Annotated in this window: 17 protein-coding genes and 1 tRNA gene; 4 read left to right on the top strand and 14 right to left on the bottom strand. The window is 44.5% G+C overall.

From position 1 onward, the window contains the following. Positions 1-20: 20 nt before the first annotated feature. The 9 genes from L3V35_RS13390 to fabB form a co-directional block, all read right to left on the bottom strand. Entirely contained in the window at positions 21-512 is a 492-nt protein-coding gene (locus L3V35_RS13390) for a CvpA family protein (RefSeq protein WP_004734165.1), read from the bottom strand. A 61-nt stretch (positions 513-573) separates the two neighbouring features. After that, the gene (locus L3V35_RS13385; RefSeq protein WP_017084069.1) at positions 574-1,146 is read right to left on the bottom strand and encodes an SPOR domain-containing protein; all 573 of its coding nucleotides are present in this window, start codon (positions 1,144-1,146) and stop codon (positions 574-576) included. Beyond that, the gene (gene folC, locus L3V35_RS13380; protein WP_108087026.1) at positions 1,147-2,409 is read right to left on the bottom strand and encodes a bifunctional tetrahydrofolate synthase/dihydrofolate synthase; all 1,263 of its coding nucleotides are present in this window, start codon (positions 2,407-2,409) and stop codon (positions 1,147-1,149) included. It abuts the gene before it with no gap. Positions 2,410-2,451: 42 nt separating this feature from the next. Further along, positions 2,452-3,378 carry an acetyl-CoA carboxylase, carboxyltransferase subunit beta gene (gene accD, locus L3V35_RS13375; RefSeq protein ID WP_004734162.1) on the bottom strand — a complete coding sequence of 309 codons (927 nt, stop codon included), beginning with the start codon at positions 3,376-3,378 and terminating at the stop codon, positions 2,452-2,454. Between the two features lie 176 nt (positions 3,379-3,554). Beyond that, a complete protein-coding gene (gene truA, locus L3V35_RS13370; protein ID WP_004734161.1) occupies positions 3,555-4,349 on the bottom strand; it encodes a tRNA pseudouridine(38-40) synthase TruA in 795 nt (264 codons plus the stop codon). Positions 4,350-4,545: 196 nt separating this feature from the next. Continuing rightward, positions 4,546-9,873: a FimV/HubP family polar landmark protein gene (locus L3V35_RS13365; RefSeq protein ID WP_237300026.1), complete on the bottom strand. Its 5,328-nt coding sequence runs from the start codon at positions 9,871-9,873 to the stop codon at positions 4,546-4,548. Between the two features lie 207 nt (positions 9,874-10,080). Beyond that, entirely contained in the window at positions 10,081-11,094 is a 1,014-nt protein-coding gene (locus L3V35_RS13360; protein ID WP_004734159.1) for an aspartate-semialdehyde dehydrogenase, read from the bottom strand. Positions 11,095-11,106: 12 nt separating this feature from the next. Further along, complete coding sequence (locus L3V35_RS13355) at positions 11,107-12,240, bottom strand: 4-phosphoerythronate dehydrogenase (protein WP_237300024.1); 1,134 nt, start codon at positions 12,238-12,240, stop codon at positions 11,107-11,109. A 485-nt stretch (positions 12,241-12,725) separates the two neighbouring features. Beyond that, positions 12,726-13,937 carry a beta-ketoacyl-ACP synthase I gene (gene fabB, locus L3V35_RS13350; protein WP_010436883.1) on the bottom strand — a complete coding sequence of 404 codons (1,212 nt, stop codon included), beginning with the start codon at positions 13,935-13,937 and terminating at the stop codon, positions 12,726-12,728. A 128-nt stretch (positions 13,938-14,065) separates the two neighbouring features. On the opposite strand from fabB, the gene mnmC reads away from it, so the two are divergent. After that, the gene (gene mnmC, locus L3V35_RS13345; protein WP_237300022.1) at positions 14,066-16,141 is read left to right on the top strand and encodes a bifunctional tRNA (5-methylaminomethyl-2-thiouridine)(34)-methyltransferase MnmD/FAD-dependent 5-carboxymethylaminomethyl-2-thiouridine(34) oxidoreductase MnmC; all 2,076 of its coding nucleotides are present in this window, start codon (positions 14,066-14,068) and stop codon (positions 16,139-16,141) included. A gap of 204 nt (positions 16,142-16,345) precedes the next feature. Here mnmC and L3V35_RS13340 read toward each other — a convergent pair whose 3' ends face one another. The 3 genes from L3V35_RS13340 to L3V35_RS13330 all read right to left on the bottom strand — a co-directional run bounded on the left by L3V35_RS13340 (position 16,346) and on the right by L3V35_RS13330 (position 17,845). Further along, the gene (locus L3V35_RS13340; RefSeq protein WP_017111158.1) at positions 16,346-16,867 is read right to left on the bottom strand and encodes an NADPH-dependent FMN reductase; all 522 of its coding nucleotides are present in this window, start codon (positions 16,865-16,867) and stop codon (positions 16,346-16,348) included. A 174-nt stretch (positions 16,868-17,041) separates the two neighbouring features. After that, complete coding sequence (locus L3V35_RS13335) at positions 17,042-17,305, bottom strand: YfcL family protein (RefSeq protein WP_102475303.1); 264 nt, start codon at positions 17,303-17,305, stop codon at positions 17,042-17,044. 9 nt (positions 17,306-17,314) lie between these two features. Further along, positions 17,315-17,845: an elongation factor P hydroxylase gene (locus L3V35_RS13330; RefSeq protein ID WP_017079495.1), complete on the bottom strand. Its 531-nt coding sequence runs from the start codon at positions 17,843-17,845 to the stop codon at positions 17,315-17,317. 299 nt (positions 17,846-18,144) lie between these two features. Between L3V35_RS13330 and L3V35_RS13325 the strand changes: the two genes are divergently transcribed. Then, positions 18,145-18,768, top strand: coding sequence for a trimeric intracellular cation channel family protein (locus L3V35_RS13325; RefSeq protein ID WP_108196203.1), 624 nt, complete (start codon positions 18,145-18,147; stop codon positions 18,766-18,768). Between the two features lie 108 nt (positions 18,769-18,876). Here L3V35_RS13325 and aroC read toward each other — a convergent pair whose 3' ends face one another. Then, a complete protein-coding gene (gene aroC, locus L3V35_RS13320) occupies positions 18,877-19,962 on the bottom strand; it encodes a chorismate synthase (protein WP_004734182.1) in 1,086 nt (361 codons plus the stop codon). A 297-nt stretch (positions 19,963-20,259) separates the two neighbouring features. Here aroC and L3V35_RS13315 point away from each other — a divergent pair, with 297 nt between their 5' ends. After that, complete coding sequence (locus L3V35_RS13315; RefSeq protein WP_237300021.1) at positions 20,260-20,763, top strand: GNAT family N-acetyltransferase; 504 nt, start codon at positions 20,260-20,262, stop codon at positions 20,761-20,763. A gap of 113 nt (positions 20,764-20,876) precedes the next feature. Here the strand turns inward: L3V35_RS13315 and L3V35_RS13310 are convergent. Continuing rightward, positions 20,877-20,953, bottom strand: a tRNA-Arg gene (locus L3V35_RS13310). Positions 20,954-21,163: 210 nt separating this feature from the next. Here L3V35_RS13310 and folD point away from each other — a divergent pair. Then, the gene (gene folD, locus L3V35_RS13305) at positions 21,164-22,021 is read left to right on the top strand and encodes a bifunctional methylenetetrahydrofolate dehydrogenase/methenyltetrahydrofolate cyclohydrolase FolD (protein ID WP_004734180.1); all 858 of its coding nucleotides are present in this window, start codon (positions 21,164-21,166) and stop codon (positions 22,019-22,021) included. Positions 22,022-22,125 lie beyond the last annotated feature (104 nt).

Here is a 22,125-nt window from a genome sequence, read left to right as displayed (position 1 = left end):
ATTTTCGACATTAACTGGCGCTAAAGCGCGCCAGATAAGAAACTAGATGTTGCTTGTAAATGCTCAAAGAACGGCGCAATGATTCGGCTAAACTCCGGAACCAACTGCGAATTCTCCCACCACTCAGAACTTGGGAATGCAGTAAACGCATCCATGAAAAACAACACTGCTGAGACAATCAGAACACCACGTAAGCCGCCAAAGACGACACCGAGGATTCTGTCTGTACCCGACAGGCCTGTTTTCTGAACTAGCTGACCGATGACATAGTTAACTAAGGCACCGACAACTAACGTTGCAACAAATAATGCTGCTATCGCAGTTCCGTTTCGAAACATCTCATCTTCGATATTGGTGAAGTACATGGCTAATTTAGCGTAGTACTGGCTAGCAATAAAAAATGCTCCAAACCAAATAACAAGTGACAACGCTTCTTTAGCGAAACCGCGAACTAAACTGATCACGGCAGAGAAGCCGATCACGCCTAAAATGACAAAATCTAACCAATTCATGAATTCTTCATCTTAAGTTGGCGCGCATTTTAACAGAAAAAATGCTGACGCAAACGTTTTCTTATGGATTTAACGGTTTAAATTTGAGCAATTGGCCTTTTGAACCCGTAATTTTTTCTAATTCCTTAATTTGTCGCTCAAGTTTGGATTTAGAGACATCCGGGCCAATAATTACTCGCGTAAACGTTTTTTCTTGCTTGGTGTGAGCCTGGTAACCACGCTTTTGTAAATCCTTAACAACGTTTTTTGCGTTGTCAGCATTCTTCAAAGCCATCAATTGAATAATCCAAGCACTGTCTTGGTATTCATTTTTTTCCGGTACGGGCTTAACCACCACTGCCACTTTATCCGCTTCTTTGTTACTGGAAGCCGACGCAGTTTGCTTATCTGAATTATCAACACCACTTTCAACCACTCGCTCAACCGGAGAGTCCGGCAGTGCAATCTGATCTTCAACAGGGTCGAGTACTTCAAAAACTTCTACATTACTATCAAGCTCTGGCTTAATCGGAATGCTTGCAAACTCTTCTTTATAGTGGAGCTTCTTACCATCCAGCACATCGGGTAATACAATCACACCAATGGCCACTAAAATGATGGTACCGACTAATCGGCTTTGGAATTTACTTGCCATTTAGTTTCCTTTTTTCTGCCAATGCTCCAATACTTCACCCACAGTATGGAAAGAACCGACCACCAGTACAACATCGTCACCTTTAACAGAAGCTAAAGCCGCTTCAAACGCTGCTACAGGGTTTGAATGCTGCTCTACGCCTTGAGGTAGGCTTTGACACAATTCAGCAGCTGTTGCGGCTCGTGGGCCGTTCAGCGAAGCTGGGTACCAATGTGTTGTGATTGGTGCTAATACTTCCAATGTCGCAGGGATATCTTTGTCATGAAGCATGGCGACTACAACGTGTAAATTTTTGCCTGCATACTTCTTCGTTACTTGCTGCGCAAAGTATTCAGCCGAATGCGGGTTGTGCGCAACATCAAGCACGATCACAGGTTGTTCGCTAATTTGCTGCATACGCCCTGGTAGCTGTGCGTTCTTCATGCCATTAACGATGTTCACATCGCTAATGCTAAGTTCCGAAGTACCTAATGCCATCAATGCTGTTGCTGCGTTAGGTAGCGGCAGGCTTGGAATAGGCAATGATTCTAGTTGGAATGCACCACTGCGCCAATTCCACGTATCGCCGTCTACATCATAGGTGTATTGGATACCCACCTGATAGAACTCGGCCTTAATGTCATCAGCATGAGCAGCAACCGTAGCTGGTGGTTTAGGTTGACCACAGATAGCCGGCTTACCACTACGATAAATACCGGCTTTCTCAAAACCAATCACATTGATGTCATCACCTAGCCAATCAACATGGTCGACAGCCAAACTGGTAATCACAGAAACATCATGCTCAACGATATTCGTCGCATCTAGGCGTCCACCTAGACCCACTTCTAATAACACAACATCAACCGCTTCAGTTTGAAAAGCACGTAACGCCGCTAAAGTCCCATATTCGAAAAAGCTAAGGCTGATCTCGCCGCGCTCTTTCTCTATGAAATTGAAAGACTGAACCATCTTTTCATCGGATAGATCTTGGCCGTTAATACGAACACGTTCGTTATAGCGAATTAAGTGAGGAGAACTATAGACACCGACTGAGTAACCAGCATCCAACAGAATAGCTTCCATTAGTGCACACGTTGAGCCTTTGCCATTAGTTCCGGCAACAGTAATAACGTGTTGAGCAGGTTTGGTGAGGTTTGCCTTAGAGGCGACGGCCTGAACTCGGTCTAATCCAAGATCAATAGCGCTTGTGTGGATGTTTGATAAATAATCAAGCCACATCTCCAAAGAGGATGTGGCTTGAGGAATAGGTTGTTGACTCATCTAACTCATAACCATGATTAAGTAGGTTTGTTAGAAGGTACTTTACCCTTTTTCTGGCGCTTCTGGTACTTCATAAGTAGCTTCATTCGGTGAATCGTTCACAGAAACTACTAATGGTGAAGGCTGGTTGGTCATTTTAGCAACAAGGCTTGCAACGCGCTGACGCATCTCACGACGGTCAACGATCATGTCGATAGCGCCGTGATCGAGTAGGAACTCACTGCGTTGGAAACCTTCAGGAAGGTCTTCGCGTACAGTTTGTTCGATTACACGACGTCCAGCAAAACCGATAAGCGCTTTTGGCTCACCGATGTTGATATCGCCAAGCATTGCCAAACTCGCAGAAACACCACCCATTGTTGGATCAGTCATGACTGAAACAAACGGTAGGCCTTTCGCAGATAAACGCTCTAGAGCAGCACTGGTTTTTGCCATTTGCATTAGAGACATCAATGCCTCTTGCATACGAGCACCACCACTTGCAGAGAAACAAACTAAACCACAGTTGTTCTCAATAGCCGCATCTACCGCTTTCACAAAACGAGCACCAACAACAGAGCCCATTGAACCACCCATAAATGAGAATTCAAAAGCACACGCTACGATTGGTAAACCTAGTAGTTCACCTTTCATTGCGATCAGCGCGTCAGTTTCACCACTGTTCTTTTGAGCAGTAGAGATACGCTCTTTGTAACGCTTAGAATCTTTAAACTTCAGTTTGTCTTGTGGCTCAAGATCAGCACCTAGTTCAACGCGCTCACCTTTGTCTAGGAATGTATCCAGACGGCGACGTGCCTTCATGCGCATGTGATGGTCACATTTTGGACACACTTCTAGGTTACGCTCTAGTTCAGCATGATAAAGAACCTGCTCACAAGAAGTACATTTAGTCCAAACACCCTCAGGGATAGACGCTTTACGAGATGTTACGATGTTGCTTTTTTCTAAAATCTTTTCAAGCCAACTCATGGAAGACCTTTTTGTTTCGATTCTTACGCTTGATTGCGAAAGAAATAAATTTGGGAATTATGCGTGGGAATTAAAGCACATAAAACAGCGACTGTAGATAAAAAACTGGTTGTACCTATTTTCTGGCACTATTTTACGCACGAAACCGTAATATTTTTTGAACCTAAGTCTCACATTTAGTTCAAATTATCCGGTAAAAACAGAGGCCCAATTGGCTCTCGTGGTAACTCAAAATGTTCAGGATAATCAACATCTACCAGATACAAGCCTTCCGCTTTGGCGGTTGCGCCAGCCACTTTTCGATCTTTAGCCTCTAAAAGCCACTGGATCCACTCTGGTTTTTGCTCACCTTTACCTACTGCAATTAGGCTACCCGTAATATTCCTCACCATATGGTGAACAAACGCATTCGCTTTAATATCGATCACTATGTAGTGCCCATGACGAGTCACGTTTAAGTGAATCATGTTTCTCCATGGACTACGAGATTGACAATGTGTCGCTCTGAATGAAGTGAAGTCGTTCTCGCCTAACAAGTATTGACCCGCTTCATGCATCTTTTTCTCATCAAGGTGACCATGGTAATGGCTCACGCCTGAATTCAGAATGCCAGGACGTAGTGCATGATTAAAGATAATGTAGCGATAACGGCGTGCAGTTGCAGAAAAACGAGCGTGGAAATCCTCATTCACCTCTGTAGCCCAACGAACCGCAATATCTTTTGGCATGTTGGCATTCGCGCCCATTGTCCAAGCAACCATTTTACGATCAACATTAGTTTCAAAGTGAACGACTTGTCCCGTACCGTGAACTCCGGCATCTGTACGACCTGCGCACATAACCTCTACAGGATGATTCGCGACAACTGAAAGAGCCTTTTCCAATTCTTCTTGGACACTTTTCACGTCTCGTTGGCGCTGCCAACCAAAGTAGTGGGTACCGTTATATTCAATACCTAAAGCAATTTTCATGTTCTTGTTCTCTTTGAAAATGGGCAAGAAGTATATACGGAAATGAGTGCTAGCCCAAATAGGATGGGGCTAAAACTGCAATAAACAATCACTACCGCCCTAGACGGTGGTTTTAAGAAGCCAAATAAAACAAAGGCGCTTGGGCTCATCTAAAAATAAAGGGTAGCCAACGCTACCCTTTATGATTTTTTTAAATTTATCGACCGTTTAAGGTATCGATAAGATTCTTTGCCTCTCGGCGAATATCATCGCTGCCGTCAACTATCGCCTCTTCTAGAAGCTTAATTGCACCTTGCGAATCACTCATCTCGATATAGATTTTAGCCAAATCGAGTTTGCCAGCAGCTTCTGCATTGTTGTCGACATCGTAGTTGCCGATATCACCGATAACATCAGGGAATTCATTGAGACCAACATCCAGCTTCAACTCTTCATCATCTGGATTAATGGCTTCTTCGCCTTCTTGCTCTACTTGAGCCATCAGTTCGTCAATCGTCATGTATTGCTTATCACGACTGTTACCTGACTCTGTTAGATTATCTTGTTGACCCCAATTCTCTTCTTTAATTTTAGGTTCAGCTTGTTTTTCAGCCGATGCCCAAATCTCTTGTTGATCGTCAGGTACACCATTGTGCATGCTTGATTGCTGCTCTGGAGCTAAGTTAAAGCCTTTCCAATCTTCACCGCCAACTTCAAGCATCGCATCGATATCGAGCCCTGCACTGTCAATTGATGTTGCATCTAGTGGCTTCTCAAACATATTGTCGACTGAGTCTTGGACATCTTCTGAAAGCAACTCAGCCAATGCTGTTTCATCAAAATCGTCAAAGCCTTCTAGTGGTTCGTCTTGAACCGCTGTAGGTGCTGAGTTTGATTCTAAAGGCGTTGAATTTAATCCTGAAGATGAACTCGGTGAATCATCTGGTTGTGCGAACGCTGCCAGTTCAGGTTCTTCTGCATCTGAGAGCCCTTCTTCGTCCGAGAAACCCTCTGTATCCGAGAAATCGTCAGCGTGACTAAAGCTTTGCGGGTTTGAGAACAAATCATGTAACGCATCTTGCTCTTCACCTTGCGGGCTAAAAGAAGTCAGTGGTGTCGGCTTCTCTGCAAACGCATCTGAGATGGCTTCGTCTTCACCGTATTCAGGCAAATCAAGCTCATCGAACTCGACGCCTTCTTCTTCCGCTACTGGCTCTGCGCTGCTTTGTTCAATATCATCTAAAACAGAGTCTGCTTTTGCGCTTTCTTCGTCATATTCAGGAAGGTCAAGATCATCGAACTCAAACTTTTCTGCCTCAGGAGCGAGATCTTGCTCTAACTGAGCTTCATCAGGCTCACTAACGACTTCCGCCAATGCATCTTCTTCACCAAACTCAGGCAGTTCGAAGTCATCAAACGAGAACTCGTCTTCTTGTCCTAGAACTTCAGCTTGTTCCGTAGCTTCAACTTGCGGTGCCGTTTCTGCTTGAGGCGCAGCGTCTGCTTGCGGCTCAGATGTTGATTGTGGTTCTAATACTGATTGAGGTTCAGCGTCTAGTTGAGTTTCAACAGCAGGAGTAACTGGTTCTGGTATTACTTCAACATCAGCTTCCGCCAATGCATCTTCTTCACCAAACTCAGGCAATTCGAAGTCATCAAAAGAAAACTCATCTTCGCTGTCTTGTCCTGGAACTTCAGCTTGTCCCGTAGCGTCAACTTGCGGTGCCGATTCTACTTTAGGCTCAGCATCCAGTTGAGAATCAACAGCAGGAGTAACTGGTTCTGGTATTACTTCAACACCGGCTTCTGCCAATGCGTCTTCTTCATTAAACTCAGGAAGTTCGAAGTCATCAAACGAGAACTCTTCTTCGCTGTCTTGTCCTAGAACTTCAGCTTGTTCCGTAGCTTCAATTTTCGGTGCCGTTTCTGCTTGAGGTTCAGTGTCTAATTGAGGTTCAACAGCAGGAGTAACTGGTTCTGGTATTACTTCAACATCAGCTTCAACATCGGCTTCTGCCAACGCGTCTTCTTCATTAAACTCAGGAAGTTCGAAGTCATCAAACGAGAACTCTTCTTCGCTGTCTTGTCCTGGAACTTCGGCTTGTTCCGTAGTGTCAACTTGCGGAGCCGTTTCTGCTTGAGGTTCAGCGTCTAGTTGAGGTTCAACAGCAGGAGTAACTGGGTCTGGTATTACTTCAACATCAGCTTCAGCGTCCACTTCTGCCAACGCATCTTCTTTAGCTGTATCGTCTCCAATCAGCCAATCACTGTCTTCTGGTACACCGAACTCATTTGGAATGATTTCTGGCATATGTGCAGCACGGACTGGCTCTGGCTCTGGCTCTGGCTCTGGCTCTGGCTCTGGCTCTGGCTCTGGCTCTGGCTCTGGCTCTGGCTCTGGCTCTGGCTCTGGCTCTGGCTCTGGCAAGGATTCAACGATATTTTCAAGTTCATCGCTACCTTGAATTTTCGGTTCAAAGTCAAAATCAGAGTCTATATTCGCAGGAGATTCAACATCATCAATGGCTTCGGCTAACCAATCTTCTACCGTTTCTTCATCGTCTTCAGAGATATCATTTAAAGACGCTGGCGAAGCTTGATCTTCAGTACTCGCAGCGATGTCTTCACGCTGATCTTGTACGTCGGCTTCTTTCGGTTCTAATTCTTGTTGCTCAGTGTCTTCTTGAGTCGGCTCTTCAAAAACTGGTTTGTCAAAGTCAGAATTCTCAGAGAGCAACGAGTCAATATCCAGTTCATCATCTTTAACAGACGACACCGCTTCTTCTGGTGATAATTCATGACTATCAGAAAGGTCCGTTTGTTCTGGCTCCAAAGCACTTTCGATTGATGCTTCAGCTGGCTCTTCAGTAGCTTGCAACGAATCGCTGTCATCAGAAGTCATCAACTCATCAATCAATGCTTCATCTGTTGTTTCTAGTGCGTCATCAAGCAACGCATCCGTTGCAGGCGCGACACCAAACAAGTCATCGATAAAGTCATCACGATTAAAGGCTTCATCATTTTCTGGCTTAACATCAGCACCGTCTTGAGTCAGTTCTGAATCTAATGAAGCATCACCAACAAGTTCAGGTTGTGGTGTTTCACTAATGTCCGCTATTTGCTCAGACTCGGCTTCAGAAGGCTCTGACGTTAATTGAGTATGTTCAACGTCTGAATCCTTGATAAGGTCGTCGCTAGCTTTATCAGAACCAAAGGCAGCATCTAGCTCTTTATCAAACGTCTGCTCTTCTGATTCAAGATCGTCTTCAATGCCACTTGTCAGTAAATCATCAAACGGGTCTAAAGATTCCGATTTTGGTGAATCGGCTTGGTCCGCTGAAAGCGCATCATCCGATAGTTCACTATCAAGGAAATCATCCAGTAAGTCGGTGCTCTCTGCATCGAGTTCGAAATCATCATCAGAATCTCCGATTAATTCATCCAGAGTTTCCGTGCTGTCTTCTGCAATGTTTAGCTCATCATCAGTCGATAAACCAGAAAGCTCTTCAAGTTCGGATAAGGCATCAAAACCTAAAGGCTCACTTTCAGGCTCATCATCCGATTCATCGCCCAGCATGTCATCAAGGAGTTCGGTCGAGTTGCTTAGGTCAACGTCATCCCCTTCCAACTGCTCATCAAGTAGATCAACGCTGTCTTGAGTCTCTTCATCAACGATTGGCTTATCAAACTGAGACAGGATGTTTTCGATATCATCATCAGACGCCAAACCATTGTTTAGGTTCGTCGCTATTTCATCGTCGCTATCGAGGTTGAAAGGATCATTCGCTTGCTCGTTCTGAGCGGCAACCTGAGCAAAGATGTCATCAATATCATCCTCTACACTAGGAGCTGCAGATTGAGTGGTCTGTTGTTCAGAGATCAGAGCATCAATATCAAAGTCGTCATTGCTTATGTCCGAAGGCGTAGCATCGCTTTGTTGTTCTGAGATAAGCGCATCGATATCAAAATCATCGGTTATTGATGTGTCGGCACTAGAAGTAGAATCACTTTGCTCTTCCGAAATCAAAGCATCGATGTCGAAGCTATCATCATCTTCGTCATCAAGAGAAAACAGGTCATCTAATAGTGACTGGTCTAATTCGTTAGAGCCTAAATCTTCAGTCTCGGATTCTTTAGATAGCAGTGCTTCAATGTCATCAGCAGACATTGCGTTATCATCTGAGAGATCAAAATCGACTTCATCGGTATCAAGTGCGCTTTCTGCGCTTTTATCGAGCGCGCGCTCCATCTCTTCAAGACCAAGCGCTTTCTCTTCACCATTAACACTAATGCCGTTGCTGCTGTCCAAGTCCAGATCATCAAAGTTAGTGTCTAAATCACCATTTTCGCCAATGCTCGCAAATGGGTCATCATCTTCACCGTCGAGATTGAAATCGAGATCAGATTCATCCAATCCTGCAAATACATCGTCTTCTTCAGCAAGAGCTTGGTCGTCAAACAACTTATTGGCGTCATCTTCAGTGCCAAACAGGTCATCGTCTAAAGACAGCTCGTTAAGGTCGTCCATCTCGTCGCCCAGTGTAATAGGCGCGACGCTGCTTGGTTCAGGCTGAATCGGTTGTTCTTGAGTGTTTTGCTGTTGTTCTTCATTTTTAGAACGACGGCCTATCAGCATCACGATGATCAAGCCAAGTAGAAGACCCGGAATAATCGCAAGACCCGCAACTAACCAACCATTAGATAGCAGTTCATCCATGGCACTTGGTGCCATTTTTTCAATTTCGGCGTTCTTTCTACGCTCTTCATCAAGCAGCTTTTCCACTTCGCTACGAATGCGATCTTCATCACTGAGTTCTGTTTTTAGCTCATCCACTTCCAATTGAACATTCGACAGCATCAAACGAAGTTGATGGTTTTTTTCTTCGAGTGACAGTAACTCAGTTTCTGAAAGCTCTAACTGCTTCTCAAGGTGGTTCATTTCCTTGGCGCCGGTTAGCGGCTTGTTATTCACTATATCTTGATTACCAATTATCGATTTATCGACAACTTTAGGTTCGCTAACCTTAGCTTTGGATTGTGCATTTTTAGGTGCTACATCTGGTCGACTTGACGCTTGCGCTACTTTAGGTTTTGAAGCGGTAGGCTTTGTCGCAGGAGCATCAAGCTTAGCAAGGTGCGAGTTCATGATGTTGATAGCTTGCTGCGTCGAACTTGCACGTGCTTGCTCTAAAGAAGGCACACGTAAATTACTGGCAGGCAGCAGGCTATGGATATTCTGATTTTCAAACGCTTGTGGGTTTAAGCGATAAATCGCCAACAATGTTTGTTGGACTGAAACGGAGTTATCAGGGCGTAACCTTGAAGCAATAGACCATAGCGTTTCTGAGCCACGAGTTGGACCATAGAAACGTGAAGGCTCAGCGCTATTCAATTGCGCTCTTTGAAGAGGTTCTGAAAACGTAGGCGCTGATTGTATCTGGCCATTAGGCCCTACAACTCGAATGGAATCTGCACGAACAACGGAAATCTGAGTCGCAATGATAAAGGCAAAAGGCATTAACCACGGCTTGAAAAATTGAAACATAAAAGGCTCAGCTAGGTGCTTAAATTCGGAAAAGTGATGATCTATTAAATATATCGGATAAATGACGTAAAACTATAGAGATGAAAACAAAAAATGTGTTGCAGCAACAATATTCGCAGCAATTTCACACAATTTGACTAACAATATTTTCAATCGATTAAAAAAGCCCCACTAAAGAGTGAGGCTTGATAATCAAAGCAATGAAGCTTAGAAGTAATCGCGAATCAGAACTTCAGCGATTTGAACTGCGTTCGTTGCTGCGCCTTTACGTACGTTATCAGCTACTACCCACATGTTCACGCCGCTGTGATGGCTGATGTCGCTACGAATACGACCAACCATTACGTGGTCTTTACCACCCGCATCACGAACCTGAGTTGGGAAGTCTAACGCTTGGAATACTTCAACGCCTTCCGTGTTCTCTAGAAGTTGAATAACTTGCTCTGCACCGATTGGCGCGCGAGTTTCAACGTGTAGAGATTCAGCGTGACCGTAGAACACAGGAACACGAACACAAGTCGGGTTCACCGTGATTGACGAATCAGCAAAGATTTTCTGAGTTTCCCAAACCATCTTCATTTCTTCACGTGTGTAGCCGTTCTCTGTAAATTCATCAATCTGAGGAATGCAGTTGAACGCGATCTGCTGTGAGAATGCTGACTTGTCAGCTGGCATTCCGTTAAGAAGCTTAGCCGTTTGACCTGCTAGCTCATCGATACCCGGCTTACCTGCACCAGACACAGATTGGTAAGTTGAAACGTTAATACGCTCAAGACCTACTTCATCGTGAATAGGTTTAAGTGCTACTACCATCTGAATAGTAGAACAGTTAGGGTTCGCGATGATGTTACGGTTACGGAACTCAGCAATCGCTTCTGGGTTCACTTCTGGCACAACCAGAGGAACATCGTATTCATAACGGAAACGTGATGTGTTATCGATAACAACCACACCTTCGTCAGCCGCGATTGGAGCCCAACGCTCTGAAAGCTCGCTACCTGCAGAGAAAAACGCAATATGTACTTGAGACCAATCGAAGTCTTCTACGTTTTGTACTTGTATTGTTTTGCCGTTAAAACGGGAAGTTTTGCCTTCACTACGTTCACTTGCTAGTAAGTGCATTTCACCGACAGGGAATTTACGCTCTTTAAGTACTTCAAGAATGGTTTCACCAACCGCACCAGTCGCACCTAAAATAGCAATATTAAATTCTTGGCTCATTGTTTCTCTCTTTTATAAAGTTGGCTTTACCATAAAACCGAGTTTAGATAACGGCGTTAAATTACAAGATTCGTCGCCCGTTAACTCGACTGCACTGTACTCTCTGCGGTCCCAATATTCTTTACGCATCTTGTCAAAAGAACCCGGCGTAGAGATATTGCGACGGAATAAGGCGTCGTCTTTGCGCACATCATAGATCAACTGAGTCAAATTGTGCAGTGTTGCTTCATCCCAAGCTCTATCTAATTTCATTTGAGGCACTGGGGCTGTCGGCAGAAGATCGCTTGCATAAGCACGCTGTTCAGTACCTAAAAACTCACAATAACTATTGAAGATCATCGTGGTACCACGTGCTTTACCCTCTAAACCGTAGCCCGCTACGTGAGGAGTTGCAAAAGCAAGCAGTGGAAGCAGCTCAAAATCGACTTCAGGTTCAAACTCAAACACATCAAGAACGGCAGTAAAACCATCGGCTTTTTGCAAGCGAGCTTTTAACGCTTGGTTATCAACAACTGGGCCACGAGCTGCATTAATCAAAATTTGATCAGCACGTAAGTTGTTCAGCACTTGCTCATTGATCAAGTGATGCGTTGGGAACTCACCCGTTTTAGTAATTGGTGTATGTAGAGTGATCACATCCGATTGCTCAAGCAGTGTCTCTAATTCAGTAAACTCACGAGTATCACCCTCTTGTTGTTTTAGAGGATCGTTCAGCAGAACTTTGATACCAATACCTTCAAGGCACTTCGATAAGTAGCTACCTACCTGACCACAACCGATAATACCGACCGTTTTGTCGAATACAGAGAAGCCTTGTTGCTGCGCAAGTACCATCATTGCGCTAAAGGCATACTCAGCGACACCCACCTTGTTACAGCCAGGCGCCGCAGTAAAGAAAATGCCACGCTCTTTCATCAATGCTTGGTCGACATGGTCCATACCTGCCGTCGCAGTACCGACAAACTTCAGCTTATTGGCTTTGCTAATCAATGATTCATTCACCTTGGTGACAGAGCGAATCATCAATGCGTCTACGTCAACTAGGTCGTCAGCAGTTAATGTGCGACCAGACTTCATTGTCACTTCCCCTAGCTGGCTAAATAGCGCTTCAGCATAAGGCATATTTTCGTCGATTAAGATTTTCATTTGGCGAGTACTTTAGTTGGGGTCTATCGACCTAAATGTGAATTGAAATGATTGTGCAAAATTCCACACTCGGTGTCGAGTAGCAAATGGAATACATTATATAAAGGGCTACGTTGGCATTTATCACACCATATCCCAAAACCGAATCAACACTGAAGATTGTGTAGCCCAGAAACGAAAAATGCCCGATTGAATAAACAATCGGGCAAACATCCAGAACAAAAGGATCCTATCTCGCTCTCCAGGAGACAGAGTCTTGCGTCTGTTCAACCAGTACTAACCAAAGTCACTACTGGTCAAGCTCTGGAAACCTTTTAATTTCTAAACCCAGATTTAAAAAGTCATGTTCAAAAAAACACGTATAAAACCTACATTTAAAAAGCTTTGTTCTGTTGGTCATGGTTAGTGGGCAACCTATGCGTGTTGAGTCTGCACTCACGTCACCCATTAACGATTAACCTTTATTAATTTAACCTTAGCTTCAATTAGCCTTGGTATTTTTTGATTACTAGCGTTGCGTTCGTACCGCCGAAACCAAAGCTGTTAGACATAACCGTTGTTAGCTCTTGTTCACGAGCTTCCGTTACGATGTCTAGGCCTGCGCCTGCTTCGTCTAGGTTTGCAACGTTAATGCTTGGTGCGATGAAGCCGTTATCAAGCATTAGCGTTGAGTAAATTGCTTCGTGTACACCAGCCGCACCTAGAGCGTGACCTGTCATCGCTTTAGTTGCTGAGATTGCTGGGCTGTTACCGCCAAAGACTTCTTGGATTGCGCCAAGTTCTTTAACGTCACCAACAGGAGTTGAAGTACCGTGAGTGTTCACGTAGTCAACGCCATCAACGTTTTGCATTGCCATCTTCATACAACGAACCGCGCCTTCGCCAGAAGGAGCAACCATGTCGTAGCCATCTGAAGTTGCGCCGTAACCCACGATCTCACCGTAGATTTTTGCGCCACGAGCCACAGCGTGCTCAAGTTCTTCGATAACTAGCATGCCGCCGCCACCAGAGATAACGAAACCGTCACGGTCTGCATCGTAGGTACGAGAAGCAAGTTCTGGAGTGTCGTTGTACTTAGTAGAAAGTGCGCCCATTGCGTCGAACATCATAGTCAGAGACCAATCCAGTTCTTCACCGCCACCAGCGAATACAACGTCTTGTTTACCCAGTTGGATAAGCTCCATTGCGTGACCAATACAGTGTGCAGATGTTGCACATGCAGAACTCATAGAGTAGTTCACGCCACGGATTTTGAATGGTGTAGCAAGACAAGCAGAAACCGTAGAAGCCATTGTACGTGGAACCATGTATGGACCAACGCGCTTAACGCCTTTTTCACGGATGATGTCTACAGCGTTAACTTGGTTTAGAGATGAAGCACCACCTGAACCCGCAACGATACCTGTGCGGTCATTAGATACTTGATCTTCAGTTAAACCAGAGTCAGCAATTGCTTGCTCCATTGAAAGATATGCGAATGCCGCTGCATCACCCATAAAGCGCATTTTTTTGCGATCGATATGGTCAGCAGGGTTCATTTTTAGGTTACCCCAAACTTGAGAGCGCAAGCCATTTTCCTTGAACTGCTCTGAAGCGGTAATACCAGATTTACCCTCTTTCAGTGATGCTAAAACTTCTTCGACGTTGTTACCGATACTTGAAACAATACCCATACCGGTGATTACGACTCGTTTCATGTGACATTCCTATAATTCTAAATTCAGCTAGATGATAACTAAGAAGCCTAACAAAAGTGGTCAGCTTTCCTAGAAATTCGTACAATCCCTACCAACATATCGCTTCAAATCACAAAATGATAGATTTTATGACTTCAATTACTAATGCAGAACTGGAATGGAATGAGTCTGGTACGCCAGTTTCAGACCAATTTGACGACGTTTACTTCTCTAATGTTAACGGTTTAGAAGAAACTCGCTACGTCTTTTTAAAACAAAACCACCTTCCAGAACGTTGGCTTGAACATCAACAACGCCGTTTTGTGATTGCGGAAACCGGATTTGGTACCGGTTTGAACTTTCTCGCGGTCTGGCAATGGTTCGATACTTTTATTAAAGATAACCCACAAGCGATGACCAAAGAGTTACATTTCATCAGTTTTGAAAAATATCCTTTAAATAAAGAGGATCTCATCAAAGCACATCAATCGTGGCCTGAATTAGCCGAGTATGCGACGCAACTCCAAGAGCACTACCCTATCGCTCTGCCTGAATGTCACCGCATTGTGCTAGGCGACGGTACAATCACGCTTGATTTGTGGTTTGGCGATATTAAAGATTGTATGCCTAACGTACCAACCCCACGTGAAGGTTTGGTTGACGCTTGGTTCTTAGATGGCTTTGCGCCAAGTAAGAACCCAGAAATGTGGAATCAAAACCTATTCAACGGCATGGCCAAACTGGCAAAACAAGATTGCAGATGTGCAACGTTTACCGCCGCTGGTTTTGTTCGCCGCGGTTTAATCGAAGCTGGCTTTGCGATGAAAAAAGTCAAAGGCTTTGGTACTAAGCGTGAAATGATTGCTGGCCGCCTTGACAAGAAGCACGCTCATACCAACATCAAACCTTGGTATGGCCTAGCTCAACACAGTGATTCACAAGATATCGCCATTATTGGCGGTGGCGTTGCCAGTGCTGCATTAGCCAAAACGCTAAGCCGCCGTGGTAAAAACATCACCCTTTACTGTGAACACCCACAAGCAGCGGGCAATGCCTCTGGCAACAATCAAGGTGCGATTTATCCGCTACTCAGTGAAGCGACATCCAATGTTTCAAGAATATTTGGCCCTGGCTTGTTGTTTGCCCGCCAATTTATCAATCAAGCAGCACAATCGGTGAACTTTGATCACAGCTGGTGTGGCGTGAATATTTTGATGTGGGATGAGGGCTCAACTAAAAAGCTCAACCGCATGTTGGAAGGCAATTTCCACACAGACTTGATTCAGCGCTTGACGCCCGAACAAGCGAACGAAAAGATTGGCTTACCGGTTGATAAAGAGAGTGTTTACTTCCCACTGGGTGGTTGGTTAAGCCCTCTTCAGCTTACTCAAGGTTTGATTGGTAAGTTAGAAGAGGCCAACCAAGTAAGCGCGCACTATCAACACCAAGTGACACAACTTGAGTGGTTAGAAGCAGAGCAACAATGGCTACTAACGATTGATACACCTCAAGGTGAAATTCAAACTAAGCACGACCAAGTGGTTGTCGCGAATGGACACAAGTTCACTCAATTTGAACAAACTCGTCCCGTACCTCTGACGCCAGTTAAAGGGCAAGTGAGTCATATCCCGACTACAGAAAATCTCAGCCAGCTAAAAACAGTGTTGTGTTTTGATGGCTACTTAACGCCACAGAATCCAAATAACGGCCACCATTGTATTGGCGCGAATTACGATAAAACCAATATCGATCAAGAGTTTGATAGCGAAGTGCAACAGCACAATGGCGAGCGTTTACACGGGTCGCTACCAGAACAAGCGTGGACCAAAGATGTCGATACCAGTGGTAACTTAGCACGCCAAGGTATCCGTAGCGTGAGTCGAGATCACCTACCATTCGTCGGTAATGTTGGCGATTTTGAATCCATCAAAGAGCAATATCAGAATCTGCACAACTTTAATCCGCAGCGTGATGCTATCGACGGTATCGAACCTGTTACCAGCTATCCGAACTTGTTCTGTTTTATTGGTTTAGGCTCACGTGGTTTGAGCTCGACCCCTCTTTTAGCAGAAGTCTTAGCCTCACAAATTTGTGGCGATCCTCTACCTCTTCCGGTTGGTGTGCTCGAAGCCATTCATCCAAGTCGAATGTGGATTAGAAGATTACGCAAAGGCAAAGCGTTAACAGAAGGCTGGGTTTCAACGAAACAAGCCAGTGCGGACTAGTCGATTCTAGACTAGGTCTAAATATTCAAATAAGTGTTAGTACAACCCAAACAAAAAGCCCGAGCATATCTCAATGCTCGGGCTTTGTTTTTTCAATCTTGTTTACGTCGCTGCTTCTTATTCTAGAGCAGTACGTTACTTTGCAGCGGCTCGTAACTTTACATCAGCTGGCTACTTAGCAGCTATTCGCTTTACGTTCCGCTTTTACAGCTTAGCAATCGCGTCTTTAATTTGAGCGGCAATCTCTTCATTGCTGATTGAACCTGACTCAAAATCAAAGTTATCGTAGAAGCTAGGTACTGAAAGCGATGCTTTAACGTTACCGCCAAAGTATGGCGCTGAGCCTGTTGCTGCGCCAAGTACCGTCTGTGCACCACCTGGGCCCGGAGATGTCGCTAAGTAAACCGCAGGTTTCTCACCAAATACTGAACGCTCAATGCGTGTCGCCCAGTCAAATAGGTTTTTGTACGCTGCTGGATAATGACCGTTGTGCTCTGCGAAAGAGATAACAAATGCGTCCGCTTCTGCTAAGTCACGCAAGAATGCTTGAGCACCTTCCGCTTGGCCAATCTCTTTTTCAGTGTCTTCACTGAACATAGGCACGTTGTAATCGTTGATGTTTAGAACTTTGACTTCAGCACCTTCAATCAAGTTAGCTGCGTAAGTTGCTAGAGTTTTGTTGATAGAGGTAGAGCTTGTGCTTGCGCCGAATGCGATAACTTTCATGATGTGACCTTTTCTGTGATTCCGTTAAGTGGGATTAGAATAACGTAGTCAGAAAATGGAACCATCACAAGGATTGAACGGACTCATTCAAAAAATTCGAATGAGTCTCAAATTATTGGTTCGCTCAAAAATGAGGAGGGAGAGTTGTGAGCGAATAACGCTAGACGAATAAAATTAAGCTTGGTTTTGCAGCTCAACCCAAAGGTCATTAACGATCGTACGATCGGCTGGCGTCAATTCAGAACGCGCGTCATCTAGGCTCTTCTCGATGCGTGCTTTAACTTCTGCTACGTCTTCAATGCCGTCTTCTTCACATGAAGCCACTGAAAGAGAAATATGACCACGTAAGTAACCACCAGCAAACAGTTCATCGTCTGATGCGTTTTCAATGCGAGCATCAATTACTTCAAGTAGTTTTTCTTCAAATTCGATAATCATAATATTCTCTTATTTCACAATAAATTGGCTAGTACATAAAGGTGCAACATCATAGAAACTGCGTAATGCTTCAGAGAGCATTTTCACGCGAGGCGGAAGACCAGCTTCAAAGATACCCATGACTTCGCTGTGTACTTTATTCATAAAGGCCAAACGATCTGGCTCAAAATCGCCGTGTAGATTGTCACAGCTGACATTAAAAGGAAAGCCTGCACTGGTCGCAATGATCCATTCATACGCTTGTGGGCGAATTTCTACTTTTTCAAATTCAGCTTGAACCGACTCAGTTCGGCCATCAGGCTCATACCAGTAACCAAAATCTTCCAATAAACGACGCTCAGGACCAGCCACACACCAGTGTGCTATCTCGTGAAGCGCTGACGCGTAAAAGCCGCGAGCAAATACGATACGGTGATGAGAAACCTCCCCATCGGCTGGCAGGTAAATAGGCTCGTCCGCTCCCAGTTCTAGCTTGGTATTAAAGCTCTCAAAAAAGGTTTGATTGAAAATGTCGATGATATCTGGGTATTGGTGCGTCATAAGATCAAATTTAAATAAAAAGAACTGGGGCATTTTGCGTTTTTTTAAGCGCTCGGTAAAGCCCTATCACTGGCAATGATATTAGGTTCATCATAATACTTTACGATGACAATCGATTGCTGATCCCAGATTACACCATTTTGAGGTGAATGATTAGTTTAGCTAATCTGAAATGCCTATTCACGGTACAAATATTCATTCGTCAATCAGCGTTTTTACTACTACACTCGCGCTTCATTTTTATATCCCTATGGCCTATAAGACTCCAATTTATAGACCTAAATTATAGAGCTACAGCAATGCTACTAAGTGTTTTGTATATCATTGGCATCACGGCAGAAGCCATGACCGGCGCTCTCAGCGCTGGCAAACAAAAAATGGATTGGTTTGGTGTAATGTTGGTTGCAAGTGCAACGGCAATTGGCGGCGGTACAGTACGAGATATCTTACTCGGCCATTACCCTTTAGGTTGGGTTGAAAACCCACAATATCTGGCGATCACCTGTATCGCGGGTGTTATCACAACAGGACTGGCTAAATGGGTAATCAAGCTAAAAGGCTTGTTCATTCGTTTAGATGCTTTAGGTCTCATCGTGTTCAGCATCATTGGTACTAAAGTCGCGATGACCATGGGTCTGCACCCAATGATCTGTATGGTGTCTGCCTTGGTAACTGGCGTGTTCGGTGGCCTGTTGCGCGATCTTATCTGCCGTCAAACACCATTGGTTCTGCATGAAGAGCTGTATGCATCTGTCGCCCTTGTCGCTTCAGGTTTATACCTAGGTTTGCTTGAGCTTGGCGTTAACGACGTAACCGCAACGATTGTTACTCTTGTGGTTGGCTACTTGCTGCGTATGGCAGCTGTAAGATTCAAATGGCGCTTGCCGTCTTTCCAGCTTGATCCGGAAAGCTCTGTACATTAGATATTCTGCGTAATTGAGAATATAAAAAGGGTTGCTTCATTACGAAGCAACCCTTTTTGGTTTCTCTCAAATCAGTTTCAAATCTGTTCTGAATAAAACGAAGCAGAACTAGATTTTTGGCGTTTCTGTTGTCACACCAAAGTTTTGACCACGGTGACGTAGCAAGTGATCAAGCAGCACGATAGCCAGCATCGCTTCAGCAATAGGCACCGCACGGATACCCACACATGGATCGTGACGACCTTTAGTGATTAACTGCGTTGCTTCACCGTCTTTAGTGATCGTGTCACCAGGAACAGTAATGCTTGATGTTGGTTTAAGCGCAATGCTCGCCACAATATCTTGGCCAGTAGAAATACCGCCTAATATACCGCCAGCATGGTTGCTGCTGAAGCCTTCTGGAGTTAATGGATCACGGTGTTCACTACCGCGTTGATTAACGACATCAAAGCCATCACCAATCTCAACACCTTTCACCGCATTAATGCTCATTAGAGCGTGAGCAATGTCAGCATCTAAACGATCAAATATTGGCTCACCAAGGCCTACAGGCACTTTAGTCGCAACCACTTGAATCTTCGCACCGATCGAGTTGCCTTCTTTTAGCAAGTCACGAATCAGTTGGTCAAACTCAGGCACTTTGTCGGCGTCTGGGCAGAAAAACGCGTTGTTTTCGATCTCATTCCAATCCACTTTATCAATTGAGATATCACCCATTTGAGAAAGGTAAGCTTGGATTTCAACACCAAATTCTTGTTTCAGGTATTTCTTCGCAATTGCACCTGCCGCTACACGCATTGCAGTTTCACGAGCAGAAGAGCGACCGCCGCCACGGTAATCACGTACACCGTACTTTTGATGGTAGGTATAGTCAGCATGACCAGGGCGGAATTTGTCTTTAATTTCGGAATAGTCTTTAGAGCGTTGGTCTGTATTTTCAATCAATAGACCAATAGAAGTGCCCGTAGTTTGGCCTTCAAATACACCTGATAAAATCTTTACTTCATCCGCTTCACGGCGAGCCGTTGTATAGCGAGAAGTACCAGGGCGACGACGATCCAAATCTCTTTGAAGGTCTGCTTCGGTAATTTCTAATCCTGGTGGGCATCCATCTACGATACATCCTAGTGCGATACCGTGACTTTCTCCGAACGTAGTCACGCGGAAATGTTGTCCGATACTGTTTCCTGCCATTACTTCCTCTAAATCAGCCATCAATCAGAAGGTTTGATTCCTAAACCAACCAGCTAATAGCTTTACTTGTCTATTCTTCGTGAATTCATAGTGGCTTTATTACTAAATGATGTAAACCCCAAAAAACGAACAATTTTAACTTTCTATTACATAAGCCGAATGAAATGAATAACGAGGGAAAATGAGTGGCGCTTTAAAGTGGTGATTTTGAATAGTTTCATGGCCAGTTAACAAAGGTTAATGAACTCGGTTTGAATACTCTCTATGTTGTAGCCCAAAATAATTAGGAGAAAAGTGATGATTGAGTGGAAAGTTAAAAAATTTGCGGACCTGTCTGTTCAAGAGCTCTATGATTTCTTACAGCAAAGAGTCGATATTTTTATCGTGGATATGAACACACCCTATAGTGACCTAGACGGCAAAGATAACCATCCAGAGACTTATCACGTCATGGGCTATGAGAACGAATGTCTAGTAGCTTACAGCCGAATTATGGCTCAGAAGCTTGGATACCCCGTAGATGTTCTCCCTTTGCTCGATTCTGATGCAGATGATGTTTGTATCGGGCGAGTGATCGTAGCGAAAGAATACCGAGGTAAACAGATAGGTAACCAGCTCATGCAAGTGAGTTTTGATGCCACTCGGAAGATTTACCCTGATTGCTCAATTTTTATTTCGGCACAAGCTCATCTTAAAGACTATTATGGTAAGTTCGGTTTCGACGTAGTGACCGATCATTACTTGGAAGATGGATGCAGTATGCTAGGCCTTAGATATACCCCACAGCTCGTTGCCGTTTAGCAAAAACTGAAAGACAAAGACACCTAAAGACACAACACGGTATTGAAAGATTAAGTCGTTCCGAAATGCAAAAAACCCGACAGCTCAGGGAGTTATCGGGTTTCTTTAAATAGTGGTACGCCCTGAAGGATTCGAACCTTCGACCACCTCCTTAGAAGGGAGGTGCTCTATCCAGCTGAGCTAAGGGCGCGCTACAGGAAAGGATTATACGAATTCGAATCAGTAAAGCAACGGCTTTATCTAACATTCTGATCCAAGTGAGTGAAAAAAGGGCAATAAGATTATAAGTGTTGGAAAATAGAACAAGGCAAACGTTTGCTTGATGGTAATCAAAAAGATTTTCTGGAATAATGCGCCAAAACATCAGCCACTAACTTGAATATCAATACTAAGGAAATTCATGACTGCTCAAAATATTGATGGAAAGCTAATTTCTCAAACGGTTCGCTCTGAAGTAGCGGCACGTGTAAAAGCTCGTACTCAAGCTGGATTACGTGCTCCAGGCCTAGCGGTTGTTTTAGTGGGTGAAGACCCGGCGTCTCAGGTTTATGTTGGTAGTAAACGCAAAGCGTGTGAAGAAGTTGGTTTCGTCTCGAAATCTTTTGATTTACCAGCAACTGCCACCGAACATGAATTGCTAACGCTAGTCGATCAACTCAACGAAGACCCAGAGATTGATGGCATTCTAGTTCAACTGCCTTTGCCTGCTGGTATCGATACTACTCACGTTCTTGAGCGTATCACACCTGAAAAAGACGTTGATGGCTTCCACCCATACAACGTAGGCCGTTTGGCTCAGCGTATGCCTAAGCTACGCTCTTGTACGCCTAAAGGCATCATCACGCTGCTTGACCGTTACAACATCGATTTACGCGGCAAGCACGCGGTTGTTGTAGGCGCATCAAACATTGTTGGCCGCCCAATGACTCTAGAACTGCTTCTAGCAGGTTGTACGACAACAACATGCCACCGCTTCACCAAAGACCTTGAAGGTCACGTACGTCAAGCAGACGTTGTTGTGGTTGCCGTTGGTAAGCCTAACTTCATTCCTGGTGCTTGGATTAAGAAAGGTGCTGTTGTGGTCGATGTTGGTATCAACCGTTTGGAATCTGGCAAGCTCGTTGGCGACGTTGAATACGATGTGGCTAAAGAAAGCGCAAGCTTCATCACACCAGTTCCGGGTGGTGTTGGTCCAATGACAGTGGCAAGCCTAATCGAGAATACTATGATCGCTTGTGAGCAATTTCACTCGAAATAGTCCGCAATGACAGCTTAGGTGGCATGAATTGCCTCGCCCTAGAGTAAAATAAGCTAGAGCAAAATTAGAAAGCCGCAGCGTGAAAACGTTGCGGCTTTTTTGAT

This window comes from Vibrio sp. L5-1, from assembly GCF_021728315.1.
Taxonomy (GTDB): domain Bacteria; phylum Pseudomonadota; class Gammaproteobacteria; order Enterobacterales; family Vibrionaceae; genus Vibrio; species Vibrio splendidus_K.
The sequence above is the reverse complement of the archived record's forward strand: the minus strand, read 5'-3'. Positions and strand labels throughout refer to the sequence as shown.